This is a genomic window from Pseudomonas sp. NPDC078416, assembly GCF_050268485.1.
Lineage (GTDB): Bacteria > Pseudomonadota > Gammaproteobacteria > Pseudomonadales > Pseudomonadaceae > Aquipseudomonas.
This window is the reverse complement of the sequence record NZ_JBNNGV010000015.1, coordinates 30,803-45,767: the sequence shown is the minus strand read 5'-3', so window position 1 is coordinate 45,767 and position 14,965 is coordinate 30,803. Positions and strand designations below refer to the sequence as shown.

Here is a 14,965-nt window from a genome sequence, read left to right as displayed (position 1 = left end):
ATCTTTGTTGTAAAAGCGTTGAAACAGGGCGTAGGAGCCGCGATGGCCCTTCGCCCTTTTTTTATGATAAGAATGGTAATGAGAAACGTTCTTTGTTACATTTTCACGCTTTTTTGACATTAGCAGTCAATTTTGGGGCATTGCCCCGTGTGATTTGAAAGGGAGGGGGAGTTCGGATGGCGAGCAATAACAAGGGTCAATTCAAGGTCAATGCCCTGGCGGCGCTGGTCGCAACGGTCGCCTGCCACGGCGCGGCATGGGCGGCGGATGCCCCGGTCAAGGCCGAGCAGGGCGCCACCATCGAGCTGCAGAATTCGGTGGTCACCGGTGAAGCACCCGAAGGGCAGGAAACCGTCGGCTATCAGGTGAAAAACAGCACGGCCGGCACCAAGACCAGCACACCGCTGTCGGAAACCCCGCGCTCGGTGTCAGTGGTGACACGTCAGCGCATTCAGGATCAGGGCTCGCAAAGCCTGACCGACATCCTCGGTTACGTCCCCGGCATCTTCGCCCCGCCCTTTGCCGTCGGCGACGGCCTCGCGGGTGACCTGTTCTCCATTCGCGGCTACAACGCCACCGACTACGGTTACGGCCTGCTCAAGGACGGCCTGCGTCTGCAAGGCAACCGCTACGACACCACCACCGAACCCTATGGTCTGGAACGCACCGAAGTGTTCCGCGGCCCGAGCTCGATCCTCTACGGTGAAAACGCGCCGGGCGGGCTGGTCAACCTGGTCAGCAAACGCCCGACCGAAACCGCCCAGGGCGAAGCCAAATTCACCTACGGCAGCAACAACCGTCGGCAACTGTCCCTTGATGTGTCCGGTCCGCTGACCGACGATAACCGCATCCTCGGCCGCGTGGTCATGCTCGGCCGCAACGCCGACACCCAGGTCGATTCGGTGCCGGACGACCGCATTTACATCGCGCCGTCGATGACCTTCAACTTCGACGAAGACACCGCGCTGACCCTGCTCTCGTCCTATCAGCGCGACCGCACCAAGCTGCTGCTCGGCTACCCCGCTGCGGGGACCTTGCTGAACAACGTCAACGGCAAGATCGGCAAGGACCAGTTCAACGGCAACCCGAACTGGGACGACTTCGAGCGCGAAACCTGGACCCTGGGTTACGAGTTCAAGCACCAGCTCAACGACACCTGGCAGTTCCGCCAGAACTCACGCTTCATGGAATCGCGCCTGGACCGTCACGAGACCTGGCCAGGTGACCTTAGTAATTCTGGCTTCGGTAGCACGCTGAGCAGCCTAGCTTACGACCGCGACAACAAGTCGATCACCTATTCCCTGGACAACCAGTTCGAAGGCCACTTCACCTCCGGCGCACTGGAAAACACCGTGTTGCTGGGCGCGAGCTACGACCGTATCTCATTTAATCAAGACTGGACAGTCGGAAACGGCGGCACTTACAACGTATTCAACCCGGTGTTTTCGTCGACACCTCCCGCTACCCCCCGCTACGTGCAGAACTCCCAGCTGGACCAGCAGATGTACGGCGCGTATGGCCAGTTGCAGAGCAAATACAACAACTGGATTTATCTGTTGGGCGCTCGTCAGGACTTCGTCAACAGTACATATCGCAACCGGGCCAGCGCCGCGCGTCTCAACAGCCCGGCAGTGGCTGCGACGGACCTGGACGGATGGGATAACGAGTTCAGCTGGCAAACCGGGCTGATGTATCAGTTTGAAAATGGCTTGTCGCCTTATGTCAGTTATTCCACTGCGTTTACCCCGGCACAGCAATCGTCGAGTCCGACCGGAGGGCTGTTCGATCCGATCAAGAGCGAGCAGTACGAGATGGGCCTGAAGTATGAGCCGAGGGGCTGGAACACGACCTTCAGCGCGGCGGTGTTCAATCTCACCAAGACCGACGATGTGGTGCCTGATAGCACCGGATTCAGCCGTCAAGTCGGCAAGAGCGAATCGAAGGGCGTCGAGCTTGAGATGAACAGTGATGTGACGAAGAACCTCAGTTTGACGGCTTCGTATACGTACACTGATGCCCGAGTGACCAAGGACACGGCGGGTTCGCTGTTCAAGGATCATCAGTTGACCGGCATACCGCGTAATCAGGCGAGTACGTGGGCGACGTATCGCTTCCTGGACGGTCCGATGAGCGGTTTCCGTGTGGGTGGCGGGGTGCGTTATTTCGACAATACGTTCGCGTATACCAAGCCGACGTTGTACGGGAAGTTGAAGACGGGTGATGTGACGCTGGTGGATGCGTTGGTGGGGTATGACATCGATAAGCATTGGTCGGTGGATGTGAATGCGAAGAATCTGTTCGACAAGGAGTATGTGAGCGGCTGCAATAACGCGGGTCGGTGTTATTGGGGCGAAGAGCGGACGGTGCTGGGAACTGTGGCGTTCCGCTGGTAATTCCTTAGTTCTGCGTAGCGAGAGATCAAGATCAAGAGCGTCTGCCTAGGGGCAGACGTTTCGCCTTCGGCGAGTTACTTGGAAAAGCACCCCAAGTAACCAAGGGTGCTTGCTCCTGGCTTGGTTCCTCCTTCGTCGGAATACCCTCACTCCGGTCCCGCTCCGTGGGCCCGCGCCGAACGGACATCCATGTCCTGACGGCGCTCTCGCCGCATCCATGCGGCTCGGCCCACTCCGCGAGACCTCCGTTCAGCCTGCACCAAAGTCGCGATGGGTGTCGTCTGGGCTTCCTGCGTATGAAGATCAAAAGCAACGGCAACGGCAACGGCAACGGCTTCCCGGCTGAAGCCGGTCCCACTGGCTGCACGCGCTGCTTTTTGTGGGACCGGCTTCAGCCGGGAAGAGGCCAGCCCAGGCGCCAACCATTTTGCTGATAGCCCCCCCTGTACTGATCGTGTCCCCGCTCCGCGTGGGCACGCATCCTGTGACGCTCCGCGTCACCCCACTGAAGACAGGACGCGGAGCGTCCTGGGCGGCGTTACCACGCGGAGCGTGGGAACGATCACGATCAAAAGCTTCCCCGCTAAAGCCGTCCTACGGGTGTACGCGGTGCTTTTAGTGGGACCGGCTTCAGCCGGGAAGAGGCCAGCCGAGGCGCCAACAATTTTTGCTGATTGCACCCCCTCCCTGTACTGATCGTGCCCACGCTCCGCGTGGGCATGCATCCCGTGACGCTCCGCGTCACCCCACCGAAGACGGGACGCGGAGCGTCCTGGGCGGCATTACCACGCGGAGCGTGGGAACGATCACGATCAAAAGCTTCCCGGCTAAAGCCGGTCCTACGGGTGTACGCGGTGCTGTTAGTGGGACCGGCTTTAGCCGGGAAGCCTTTGATCTGCCTTTGATCTGCTTTTGATCTTCGTACACAAAAAGCCCAGTCACCGCCAAACGCGACTTGGGTGCAGGCTGAACGCAGGTCTCGGTCCGTGGGCCGAGCGGCATGGATGCCGCGAGAGCCGCCCCCCGCCATGGATGGCGGATGGCGGCGGGCCCACGGAGCGAGACCGGAGTGAAGGAACCCCGACGAAGGAGGGGCCCAACCAGGAGCAGGCACTTTTGCTTACTTTTGGTGCTTTTCAAAAGTAAGTCGCCGAAGGCGAAACAGTCTGCCCCCAGGCAGACGCCCCTGACTTTGATCTTCAAGCTTCACGCGGCAACAGATTTTTACTGAAAACCACTAACCATCCAGCCCCCTCGTTCGTCTTTCAGGTAAGGCGCGCTTACCTGCGCCGTTCCAACACCACGAGGGATTACACATGAGCTTCGACAGCGAAAACACACAGTTCCGGGTCGTCATCAACCACGAAGAACAGTACTCCATCTGGCCCGACTACAAAGCCATCCCGGACGGCTGGAAAAGCGTCGGCGTCGAAGGCGACAAACAAACCTGCCTCAACCACATCGAAACCGTCTGGACCGACATGCGCCCCCTCAGCCTGCGCAAGGCCATGGCCTGATTCCCCCTCTTTCCGACGTATCAGGAGCGTAACGCCCATGAACATGCGCATGCTCACCCCCGAACGCCTGCGCCTTGAAGCCGGCTTCCCCCTGCGCGTCCAGCCCGGCCGGACCGGCGTCTCCCTGGCCGCCGAATTCGACGCCCTGCGCAGCGTCGTCGACCACTCGCTGGAACGCGACGGCGCCATCCTCTTCAGCGGCTTCACCCCCGAAGGCGTCGAAGGCTTCCAGCAGTTCGCCGCCTCCTTCGGCCACCCGCTGCTCAACTACGAATTCGGCTCCACCCCGCGCAGCCAGGTCGATGGCAAAGGCGTCTACACCTCCACCGAATACCCGGCGCACCGCTCGATCCCGCTGCACAACGAACAGGCCTACACCACTGAATGGCCCATGCGCATCTTCTTCTACTGCGCCAAAGCCGCCATCAGCGGAGGCGAGACGCCGATTGCCGACAGCCGCCGGGTGTTCCAGCGCATCAGCCCCGCGCTGCGCAAACGCTTCGAAGAAAAGCGCCTCATGTACGTGCGCAACTACGGCAACGGCCTGGACCTGACCTGGCAGCAGGTCTTCAACACCGACCGCCACAGCGACGTCGAAGCCTACTGCAGCCCCCGAGGCATCCACTGCGACTGGAACGAGGACGGCGACCTGCGCACCCGACAGTTGGTGCAAGGCGTGGCCCAGCATCCGCGCACCAAAGACTGGGTCTGGTTCAACCAGGCGCACCTGTTCCACCTGTCGAACCTCGACGAGGAGATGCAGGAAATCCTCCTCGACACCGTCGGCGAAGAAGGCTTGCCGCGCAACGTGTATTACGGCGACGGAAGCCGGCTGGAGGCCGACGCCCTGGCGGAGATCCGCGGCGTGCTGAGCGAATGCGAAGTGGTCTTCCCGTGGCAGACCGGCGACGTGCTGATGCTCGACAACATGCTCACGGCGCACTCGCGCAAGCCGTTCAGCGGCGAACGAAAAGTCGTGGTTGCCATGGCCGAAGGCGTCAGCGGCAACACCCTGCACACCCTTTCCTGAGTCCGATATTCATGCAGAAAACCAAACTTGTGTACGTCTGGTCGTTGCGTAACGCAGCGGCGGACAAGGCCGGTCAATACGTCGATTACCATGGCGAACAGCGCTACATGACCTCGCCCCTGGAGTACCTGGTCAAGGCGCTCAATGACACCGCCCTCGGCGATCACTACTCGCTGGAAGCGATCATCTACGACGAAAACCCCGAGTCCGCACGGGACCGCGAGAGCATCAAGGACTACGGTTTCGCGCCGGGGCAGGGCGCCCACTGGTTCTACCCGGCGGGCCTGACGGTACAGGGACGCAAGGTCGATGACCTGCTGGAAAACGTGCCGTCGAGCTACCGCGCCTTGCCCCTGGACGACAGCGCGCGGCCAGCCGGTAAGTCGGATTTCGAGCGACGCCTCGGCGACCGGCTGCACGCGTTGCAAGCCGACGTCGTGGTGCTGGACGGGTTGCTGGTGATCCTCGATGAACTGGTGCGCGAAGGCGCTGATTTCCATCGGCGCATCTTCAACGTGCACCCGGGCATCACCCGCCTGGAATCGCCGTACGAGCGGCGCGGGGCCTATGCCACCCTCGACGCGCTGTACGGCGCCCGGGGCAAGAAAGTGGTCGACTGGACCACGCGGGAGATGGTCGACATTCCGGTAGTGAACATGACCGGCGCGTCGTTCCATTACGTCGACACCGGCATCGATTCCGGTGAGGTGGTCTTCGACGTGCTCGACACGCCCATCGCGCCGGACGACACCATCCTCGAACTGCGCTGGAACAACTTCAACAACAGCCTGTTCCCCGCGCTGGAGCAGGGGTTGTGGGTGCTGGCACGGCAACAGTCCCATTGATCGCGCTCAATTGAACAGCCCGTCGGCGCAGGGAATCAGCCCATGATTCCTGCGCTGGCGCCGCTGTTCATTGCCGATTTCGAGCACTATCGCGACGTCCTCGTACTGCCCGACGATCCCCGAGTCGGCGTGCCCCTGCGCACGTTTCTGACCAGCGAATACCTGAATGAGGTGCTGACGCGTTTCGGCAGCGCCTATCCCGACAGCGACCCGCGCGGACTGGCGTCGATCTGGTGCAAGTACTACTTCATCAAACTGATTCCGCCGGTGGTGGCCGCGTCGCTGATCCTCAACCAGCCCCTGCCGCTGCACCTCGATCAAGTACAACTGATCCTCAGCGACGATGGCCTGCCTGCCGCGTTCAAACTGCCTGATGCAGGACAGCGCTGGAAGCCCACCCCGGCCGATGCTTTCGAGCGTTTCGATGAGTTGCTCGACCATCACCTCAGGCCGTTCATCGAGACCTTGGCCCGGCATGTGCGCCTGTCCCCGAAAGTGCTGTGGAGCAACGCCGGCAACTATTTCGAGTGGCTGTTGGGCGTGCTCGCCACTGCGATGCCCCATGCCGATCTGACCCATGGTCACCAGTTACTCAACGCGCATCTTCTCCCCGACGGACGCCGCAATCCGCTCTACCAACCCGTGCGCTACCTCAAGGTCGAAGGGCAAGACGAACCAAAGCGCCAACGCCGCGTGTGCTGCATCCGTTACCGGGTAAAAGGCCTCGACTATTGCGGCAACTGCCCGCTCTCCTGACTGACCGCGCACACACTGTGGGACCGGCTTCAGCCGGGAAAGCGTCGGTCTTCACACCGCAAAAGTGAGGGTGATACCCCCGGCCTCTTCCCGGCTAAAGCCGGTCCCACAAAGGCGTCGCGCACACCGATTGGGACTGGCTGAAACCTGATAGTGGGACCGGCTTCAGCCGGGAAGGCGTCTGATCGTTCCCACGCTCCGCGTGGTAATGCAGGCCCGGACGCTCTGCGTCGATGAAACGACGCACATTCCGGGTTTTGCGCGAGGCGACGCGGAGCGTCACGGGATGCATACCCACGCAGAGCGTGGGCACGATCATTGGGACTGGCTGAAACTCGATAGTGGGACCGGCTTCAGCCGGGAAAGCGCCAGTCGCCACACCGCAAAAGCGAGATCACGCCTCCCGCCCGCGCAATCCACTACGGCCATAAAACGCCACCACCACAAAACATCCCAGCGGCAGCAGGTACGCCAGCGCCGTGGAGAAGTGGTCCGCCACCAGCCCCATGAAATACGGCATCAGCGCGCCGCCGACGATGGCCATGATCAGGAACGAGCTGCCGCGTTTGGTGTGGGGGCCGAGGTTTTTCACGCCCATGGCGAAGATGGTCGGGAACATGATCGACATGAAGAAGAACACCGCGACCAGCGCCACCACGGACAGGCTTTCCACCCCACTGACCACCACCGCGCACAGCGCGACGTTGATCCACGCGTAGACCATCAGCAGCCGCTGCGCCGGGATGCGCCCCATCAGCCAAGTACTGAAGAAGCGTCCGCACATGAAGCAGATCATCGCCACCGACAGCAGGTACGCGGCGCTCTGGCTGGTCATGCTCGCCCAGTGTTCGGTCACGTAATTGATGAAGAACGCGCCCACGCCGACTTGCGCCGCCACGTAGAAAAACTGCGTGACCACGCCACCAACGAATTCACGGTGCTGCCAGAGGGTCTTGTTATCATGGCGTTGAATGCTCGATTCCTGCTCGCGCAGATCGGGCATCGGCGTGCGGGCGAACAGCGCGGCGACCAGCAGGACGATGACCGCGATGACCACGTAGGTCGTTTGCAGCGAGCTGTTGTCACTGCCCGCGTTGCTGCCGCCGAAGAACAACGCGCCCCCCAGCAGCGGCCCGACGAACTGGCCGAGGCCGTTGAACGACTGCGCCAGATTGAGCCGACGCTCCGCGCCTTTCGGATCGCCCAGCACGGTCGCGTAGGGATTGGCCGCCGTTTCCAGGCAACCCAGCCCCAGAGCGATGACGAACAGCGCAAACAGGAAAAACGGGAAGCTCGCCGCATTGGCCGCCGGCATGAACAGCAACGCGCCAGCCGCATACAGACACAGGCCCAGCAGGATCCCGGCCTTGTAGCCGAAGCGGTCCATCAGGAAGCCGGCGGGCAGGGCGATGATGAAATAAGCGCCGAAGTAGGCCGCCTGCAGCAGCCCGGACTGGGCCTTGCTGACGTGCAGCGTTTCCTGAAAATGCTTGTTCAGCACATCAAGCAGGCCATACGACAGGCCCCAGAGGAAAAACAGGCTGGTCACCAGCATCAACGCCACCCGCACCGACGGCTCAGCGTGCCGGTACACCCCAGTCTGGACTTTGCTTTGTTTGGTCAACATAACGCTCTCCTTTTTGTTGTTGTTAAAGCGTGCAGCGTGATGAAGCAGGTGCCTGGTTAATGCCGGGCTCGCATCAATCCACGGACCTGTAGGAGCGCGCTTGCCCGCGATTGCGATACGTCAGCCGCCCGTGATGTTGAAAGTGCCGACGCCATCGCGGGCAAGCGCGCTCCTACAATGGAGGGCTTCAAGGCGGCTGATCCGCCAGACTGAAAATCTGCGCCATGGGCTGCCATTTACTCCCCGGTTCGGTCCACGGCGTCGGTTTCTGAAACCGCCACATCAACGCCTCCCATTCCTGCACCTTGGGATGGGCCGCCGACGCCTGATCCATCACGTCGGCGCTGAAGCCGGGCGCCGTGTCCATGACCATGAACAGCCGCGTGCCCAGTCGCCAGATCTGCATGTCCAGCACGCCCTGGCCGCGCAGGTGTTCGGCAATCTCCGGCCAGATGCGCCGGTGCAACTGCTCATACTCGGCAATCAACGCCTCGTCATCGGCCAGGTCCAGCGCCAGACAGAACCGCTGCGCGCCCGCCTCGGTGATCAAGTCAGTGCCCGGTCAAGGTGCGTGTAGCCGCCATCCACCACCAGCCACTGCCCAGTGGTGTGGGACGCTCGCGGCGACAGCAGAAACAACACACTGTCGGCAATCTCCGTCGGCGTGGTCATGCGCTGACCGAGGGGGATTTTTTCAACGATCTTCGCCAGCTTCGCGTCAGGGTTGTCGAAGCTGGCAATCCAGCGCTCGTACAGCGGCGTCATGACTTCGGCCGGAATCACCGCATTCACCCTTACGCCATCGCTCAGCAACGACGCGGCCCATTCCCGGGTCAGCGACAGTTGTGCGCCTTTCGACGCGGTGTAACCGCTGGTACCGCCCTGGCCGGTGAGGGCGGTCTTGGAGCCGATGTTGACGATGGCGCCCTGGCTGGCCTTCAGCGCGTCGACGCACAAATGCGCCATGACGTAGTAGTGAATGAGGTTCTTCTCCAGCGACTCGATGAACGCGCTGCGACCGGCCTCCAACCCGACGTTGTCATTGACCCCGGCGTTGTTGACCAGCCCGTCGATGCGCCCGAAACGCTCCAGCACCTGGCTCACCGCCGCCGCGCAAGCCGCCTCGTCACGCAGCTCGACCTGCACGAACAGGGTCTGTGGCTGGCGTCTGTCCAGCTCGGCGGCCAATTCGGGCGGCAGCGGCTGGTTGGCGAAGATCACCGGGATCGCGCCTTCTTCGGCCAGCCCCAGCGAGATGGCCGCGCCAATCCCCGAGCCGCCGCCGGTGACGATGATGATTTTGTCGTGCAGGTGCAGATTCATGGGCAGTTTCCTTGCAGGCCATAAAGGCGAATGGCGGTGCCGCCGCGCAGCGCGTTTTGCTCGTCGACGGAGAGCGTGCTGATGGCGGTTTCGAACAGCTGGTGAACGTCGCTGTAGCTGCCGGCAACCTGACAGACCGGCCAGTCGGAACCGAACATCAGTCGCTGCGGTCCGAACAATTCCAGCGCCAGGTAGAAATACGGCAGCAGTTCCACCGGTCGCCAGTGCTGCCAGTCGGCTTCGGTGATCAGCCCGGACAACTTGCAGGCGACGTGGGGCAGGGCGGCCAGCGGGGCGAGGCGGTCGGCCCAGGCGATGGGATCTTCAAGGGACAGGTCGGGTTTGCCGAGGTGATCGAGGATCACATGATGCTGATCGTGGCGTTGGCAGAAGGCGGTGGCGGCGTGCAGGTCGTTGTCTTTTATCAGCACGTCGTAAGTCAGCCCCTTGCGTTGCAACAGCTTTATGCCACGGGCGAACGCGGCGTCCTGAAGGAATAGCGACGGCGCCGGCTCGTCCTGAATCAGGTGACGAAGGCCGACCAGTTTTTGCGCGCCTTTATGAGAGTCGCCCCAGCGCGAGAGTTGCGCGTCGACATCATCCGCGCGCAGATCCGCCCAGCCGACCACGCCGAAGATCCACGGGTGATTAGCGGCGTGGTTCAGCAGTGCGTCCGTCTCGCCGACACTGTGCCGGGCCTGCACCGCGACGCAGCCGTCGATACCGCGCTGATCGAGCAAGGGCTTCAGATCGCCCGGCAAAAAATCCCGTTGCAGCGCGCCATGGCGTTGGTCGATCCACGGGTATTCCTGCGGGGTGTAAGTCCAGAAATGCTGATGGGCATCCACCCGCAAGGGCGGTGCCGGAACGCTTGAGTGTCGGGACGACATTGTTGTTGTACTCCGTCCGTTTCATGCCTGGCGCAAGTTCCGCGGGGCACGCATTTGTAGGAGCCGGCTTGCTGGCGAATACGATGGGCCAGGCGACCCAGCAGCGTCTGAACGCACACATTCGCCAGCAAACCGGCTCCCACAGAGATTTGTGCTCATTTCACGTACGCATACCGCTCCCGCGAAGCGGCCTTCATCTGAATCGAGAACCCTGGCGCGGCCGGCGGCAAATAAGCCGCATCACGAATCACACAGGGGTCTTCAAAGTGCTCGTGCAGGTGATCGACGTACTCCACCACCCGACCCTCATGGGTGCCGGCGATGCACAGAAAATCGATCATCGACAGGTGCTGCACGTACTCGCACAGCCCGACGCCGCCGGCATGGGGGCAGACTGGCAGCTGGTATTTGGCGGCTATCAGCATCACTGCGAGCACCTCGTTGACCCCGCCGAGGCGGCAGGCGTCGATCTGCACCACGTCGATGGCCCCGCGCATGATCAGCTGCTTGAAGACGATGCGGTTCTGGCACATTTCGCCGGTCGCTACCTTGACCGGGTGGACGCCGAGACGAATGGTGCGATGGCCCTCGACGTCGTCGGGGCTGGTCGGTTCTTCGATAAACCAGGGCTTGGCGAACGCCAGCTCGCGGACCCAGTCAATGGCCTCTTCGACCTCCCAGACCTGATTGGCGTCAATCATCAGATGACGATCCGGCCCCAGCACTTCCCGGGCGATGCGCACGCGGCGAATGTCGTCCTGCAGGTCGCGACCGACCTTCAATTTGATGTGAGAGAAGCCGCCATCGACCGCTTCCTGACACAGCCGGCGCAGCTTGTCGTCCGGGTAGCCCAGCCAGCCCGCCGAGGTGGTGTAGCAGGGGTAACCGTCGGCCAGCAGCGATTGCAGACGTTGCGCCTTGCCCTCGGCGCGCTCGGTCAGCAGGACCAAGGCTTCGTCCGGCGTCAGGCAGTCGGTGATGTAGCGAAAATCGATGCAGCGCACCAGCTGCTCCGGGGTCATTTCCGCCACTAGTTGCCATACCGGTTTGCCTTCGGACTTGGCCCACAGGTCCCAGGTGGCATTGACCACGGCGCCGGTCGCCAAGTGGATCGCGCCCTTGTCCGGGCCGATCCAGCGCAACTGGCTGTCGCTGGTGACGTGGCGCCAGAAACGCCCCATGTCTTCGGCGATCCATTCCAGCTTCAAGCCGACCATCACGCCTGCCAGCGCGTTGATCGCGGCACAACAGATCTCGTTGCCGCGCCCGATGGTGAAGGTCAGGCCGTGGCCTTGCAGGGTGGGGTGATCGGTTTCGAGAATGACGTAGGCCGCCGAGTAATCGGGGTCCGGGTTCATCGCGTCGGAGCCGTCGAGCAATTGCGAGGTGGGGAAACGAATGTCTTCAACGCGCAAGGCGGTGATGGTGGTCATGGCGGGTCCCTTTGGCATTGTTATGGGCAGCGCGGTTTACCCAGGAATTCGGGAAAAGCGGTCTTCCTGGCACCCCAAGGATCTCCAGGGGACGGAGATCGTTGTAGGAGTGAGCTTGCTCGCGAAGAGGCCGGTACATCCGGTAATTATCCAGCGGTAGAAATGCAGCCTTCGCGAACAAGCACTCCTACCGGTCAGGCGTCGACGGTCACTTGCTGCTGTTCACCCAACCCTTCAATCCCCAGACGCATGGTCTGGCCGGCGCGCAGGAACACCGGCTCCGGCTTGATGCCCAGGCCCACGCCCGGCGGTGTGCCGGTGGAAATCACGTCGCCCGGCTGCAGGCTCATGAACTGGCTCAGGTAGCTCACCAGCTTGGGGATCTGGAAAATCATCGTCCGCGTGTTGCCGTTCTGGTAGCGCTTGCCGTCGACTTCCAGCCACAGGTTGAGCTGGTGCGGGTCGGCGATTTCATCGCGGGTGACCAGCCACGGACCGATCGGGCCGAAGGTGTCACAGCCCTTGCCCTTGTCCCAAGTGCCGCCGCGCTCAATCTGGAATTCACGCTCGGAGACGTCGTTGATCACGCAATAACCCGCCACGTGTTCTAGCGCATCGGCCTCGTCGATGTACCGACCGCCCTTGCCAATGACCACGCCCAGTTCGACTTCCCAGTCGGTCTTCTTCGAGTTGCGCGGGATTTCCACGTTGTCGTTGGGGCCGACGATGGCGCTGGTCCATTTGTTGAAAATGATCGGCTCTTTCGGAATGTCCGCGCCGGTTTCAGCGGCGTGGTCGGCGTAGTTCAGGCCGATGCAGATGAACTTGCCGATCTGGCCGACGCACGGGCCGATACGCGGATTGCCCTCCACCAGCGGCAGGCTGTTGACGTCCTGGGACTGCAAGTGCGCGATGCTTTCCGGGCTCAGGGCAGTGCCCGACAGGTCGCCGATGAGGTCGGTCAGATCGCGAATGCGGCCGTTGCTGTCCAGCAGGCCAGGGCGTTCTTGACCGGGTTCGCCGTAACGCAGCAATTTCATGGGGTGTCCTCTAAAGGTGATTGATCAGATTCGTTGATGCTGTAGGAGTGAGCTTGCTCGCGATCCGATGGTACGGGTGCTCATCGGTCGACTAACACCTTGTTATCGCCCGGATGCAACACGGACCAGCTAACTCCTGCCGTTAAGGGTGATCAGCAGCCATGCTCAGTTGCTCCAGCCACCGTCGATGATCTGCGCGGTGCCGGTGGTAAAACCGCTGGCGGACGAACCGAGGTACAGCGCCAATTGGGCAATTTCCTCGGGCGTGCCCAGGCGCCCCATAGGCTGGCGCGCTTCGAACGCCGCGTACACCTCGGCTTCTTCGCGGTGCTCGCGCGCGGCCTGATCGGCCACCCGCTGACGCAGGGAAGGGGATTCCACGGTGCCGGGGCAAATGCAGTTGCAACGGATGTTCTGCCCGACGAAATCGGCAGCGACCGAGCGGGTGATGCCGATGACGGCGGCCTTGCTCGCGCAGTAGGCGAAGCGGTTGGGCACGCCCTTGATGGCCGAGGCGACCGACGACATGTTGATGATCGAGCCGCCACCGTTGGCCAGCATCGCCGGCAGAAACGCGCGGATCATCTTGTACATCGCGGTGACGTTGAGGTCGAAGGCGAAGCGCCAGTCATCGTCGGAGCATTCGAGGATATTGCCGCTGTGCACCACGCCCGCGCAGTTGAACAGCACGTCCAGCGCGCCCACTTCGGCGGCCAGCCGTTCGATGGCGGCGTGATCGGTGACGTCGAGCACACGCTTGTGCACGCCCTGGAGGTGGTCCAGCGCGGCTCCGTTGATGTCCACGGCGAAGACTTCCGCGCCGGCCTTGAGATACGCCTCGACGCTGGCTTGACCGATGCCCTGGGCGGCGGCCGTGATGAGCACTCGCTTACCGGTGAGGTCCATGTTGATCCCTTGTTTTTATTGTTGAGACGACCTGTCTGCTTACGGGGCTTTCGAGGTCTGTTGATCGAACCAGTGCAGCGCGTCGAGCTGGATCTGAAACACGCCGAACCCCGTTGGGTTTTGCTATGCTCCGCTCACTGCAGCGCTCCAATGGTCAGGCCATTGGTCCTGTTTTTAGCACTTGTCATGGGCCGCAACAAGGCCATTTGTCGATCCAGTGCGCTGAAAATTTCCGAGCCGATGCCCGATGCCAATCCAAGTAATTGATAACCAGAGACTTTATCGCCAGATCGCCGACCAGCTGCGCGCGCTGATCGACAGCGGCGAATTTCCACCAGGCAGCCGCCTGCCGGCCGAACGTGAATTGGCGAAGATGCTGGGGGTGAGCAGGGCGTCGGTGCGCGAGGCGATGATCGCGCTGGAGGTGATCGGGCTGGTGGATGTGCGCGTGGGCAATGGCGTACTGGTCTGTGAGCCGCCAGCGAAAGTGCTGACCGATGAACCGGTGATGACCCAGGTCACCCGCGATCAGTGGAAGGATGTCGACCCGGAGCTGGGTATCGAGGTGGATTTCAGCGCGGAGATTCCGCCGTTTGCCTTGCTCCAGGCGCGTCGGCTGATCGAGCCGGAAGCGGCGGCGCTTGCCGCGCAAAACGCCAGCGATGAAGAACTCGACGCAATCCGCGAGGCCTTCGAACGAAACGCCCGGGACAACCGCGAGCATTCCCATACCCACCCGGGCGATCGGCTGTTCCACATTCGCATCGCCCAGGCCTCGGGCAACCCGGCCTATGCGCTGATGATCAAGCACCTGCTCGGGCATCAGTACGGCAGCATGTTCCAGCGCCTACAGGCGCACTACACCTCCGACGACATGCCGTTCCGCTCCGAGCACGAACACCGCCTGATCCTCGACGCCTTGCAAAACCGCAACGCGGAAGCCGCAAGGCAGGCGATGGCGGGGCATCTGGATGAAGTGATCCGGATCTTCAGCCGCGGCGGGGTTTAGCGTTCAAAAGGGAGCACCGCAGATTTCCCTGCTAACGCAGCACCTGTAGGAGCGCGCTTGCCCGCGAAGAGGCCGGTGCGTCCGACGCATCTCTGTCGTCCATGCCGACGCCTTCGTCCGGATGCGGCCCAGACCAAGCGCGCTCCTACACGTGTTGTGGTGGCAGCTGAAATATCAGCGTGTCAGCACAGACGGC

General features: G+C 62.0%; 13 protein-coding genes. 6 read left to right on the top strand and 7 right to left on the bottom strand.

Features of this window, described 5'->3' with window-relative positions:
• Positions 1–176 precede the first annotated feature (176 nt).
• The 5 genes from ACQKEN_RS14970 to fhuF all read left to right on the top strand — a co-directional run bounded on the left by ACQKEN_RS14970 (position 177) and on the right by fhuF (position 6,541).
• Complete coding sequence (locus tag ACQKEN_RS14970; protein WP_427686565.1) at positions 177–2,393, top strand: TonB-dependent siderophore receptor; 2,217 nt, start codon at positions 177–179, stop codon at positions 2,391–2,393.
• 1,316 nt (positions 2,394–3,709) lie between these two features.
• The gene (locus ACQKEN_RS14965; protein WP_074885105.1) at positions 3,710–3,910 is read left to right on the top strand and encodes an MbtH family protein; all 201 of its coding nucleotides are present in this window, start codon (positions 3,710–3,712) and stop codon (positions 3,908–3,910) included.
• Positions 3,911–3,947: 37 nt separating this feature from the next.
• Positions 3,948–4,940, top strand: a complete 993-nt coding sequence (locus tag ACQKEN_RS14960) for a TauD/TfdA family dioxygenase (protein WP_427686563.1) — start codon at positions 3,948–3,950, stop codon at positions 4,938–4,940.
• Between the two features lie 11 nt (positions 4,941–4,951).
• Complete coding sequence (locus tag ACQKEN_RS14955) at positions 4,952–5,785, top strand: formyltransferase family protein (protein WP_427686561.1); 834 nt, start codon at positions 4,952–4,954, stop codon at positions 5,783–5,785.
• A gap of 42 nt (positions 5,786–5,827) precedes the next feature.
• Entirely contained in the window at positions 5,828–6,541 is a 714-nt protein-coding gene (gene fhuF / locus ACQKEN_RS14950) for a siderophore-iron reductase FhuF (protein WP_427686559.1), read from the top strand.
• A 394-nt stretch (positions 6,542–6,935) separates the two neighbouring features.
• On the opposite strand, the gene ACQKEN_RS14945 is transcribed toward fhuF, so the two are convergent.
• The 7 genes from ACQKEN_RS14945 to ACQKEN_RS14915 form a co-directional block, all read right to left on the bottom strand.
• Entirely contained in the window at positions 6,936–8,168 is a 1,233-nt protein-coding gene (locus ACQKEN_RS14945) for a sugar MFS transporter (RefSeq protein WP_427686557.1), read from the bottom strand.
• Positions 8,169–8,355: 187 nt separating this feature from the next.
• Positions 8,356–8,718 (bottom strand): L-rhamnose mutarotase, encoded by a 363-nt coding sequence (locus ACQKEN_RS14940; RefSeq protein WP_427686556.1) that lies wholly within the window; start codon positions 8,716–8,718, stop codon positions 8,356–8,358.
• Complete coding sequence (locus tag ACQKEN_RS14935) at positions 8,715–9,491, bottom strand: SDR family oxidoreductase (RefSeq protein ID WP_427686554.1); 777 nt, start codon at positions 9,489–9,491, stop codon at positions 8,715–8,717. The genes ACQKEN_RS14940 and ACQKEN_RS14935 overlap by 4 nt, the downstream gene beginning before the upstream one ends.
• Positions 9,488–10,381 (bottom strand): amidohydrolase family protein, encoded by an 894-nt coding sequence (locus tag ACQKEN_RS14930; protein WP_427686552.1) that lies wholly within the window; start codon positions 10,379–10,381, stop codon positions 9,488–9,490. The genes ACQKEN_RS14935 and ACQKEN_RS14930 overlap by 4 nt, the downstream gene beginning before the upstream one ends.
• 155 nt (positions 10,382–10,536) lie before the next feature.
• Positions 10,537–11,814, bottom strand: a complete 1,278-nt coding sequence (locus ACQKEN_RS14925) for an L-fuconate dehydratase (protein WP_427686551.1) — start codon at positions 11,812–11,814, stop codon at positions 10,537–10,539.
• A gap of 194 nt (positions 11,815–12,008) precedes the next feature.
• On the bottom strand, positions 12,009–12,854 hold the full coding sequence (locus ACQKEN_RS14920; protein ID WP_427686549.1) for a fumarylacetoacetate hydrolase family protein: 846 nt from the start codon (positions 12,852–12,854) through the stop codon (positions 12,009–12,011).
• 165 nt (positions 12,855–13,019) lie between these two features.
• Positions 13,020–13,760 carry an SDR family oxidoreductase gene (locus ACQKEN_RS14915; protein ID WP_427686547.1) on the bottom strand — a complete coding sequence of 247 codons (741 nt, stop codon included), beginning with the start codon at positions 13,758–13,760 and terminating at the stop codon, positions 13,020–13,022.
• A gap of 247 nt (positions 13,761–14,007) precedes the next feature.
• Between ACQKEN_RS14915 and ACQKEN_RS14910 the strand changes: the two genes are divergently transcribed.
• The gene (locus ACQKEN_RS14910; protein ID WP_427686545.1) at positions 14,008–14,769 is read left to right on the top strand and encodes a FadR/GntR family transcriptional regulator; all 762 of its coding nucleotides are present in this window, start codon (positions 14,008–14,010) and stop codon (positions 14,767–14,769) included.
• Positions 14,770–14,965 lie beyond the last annotated feature (196 nt).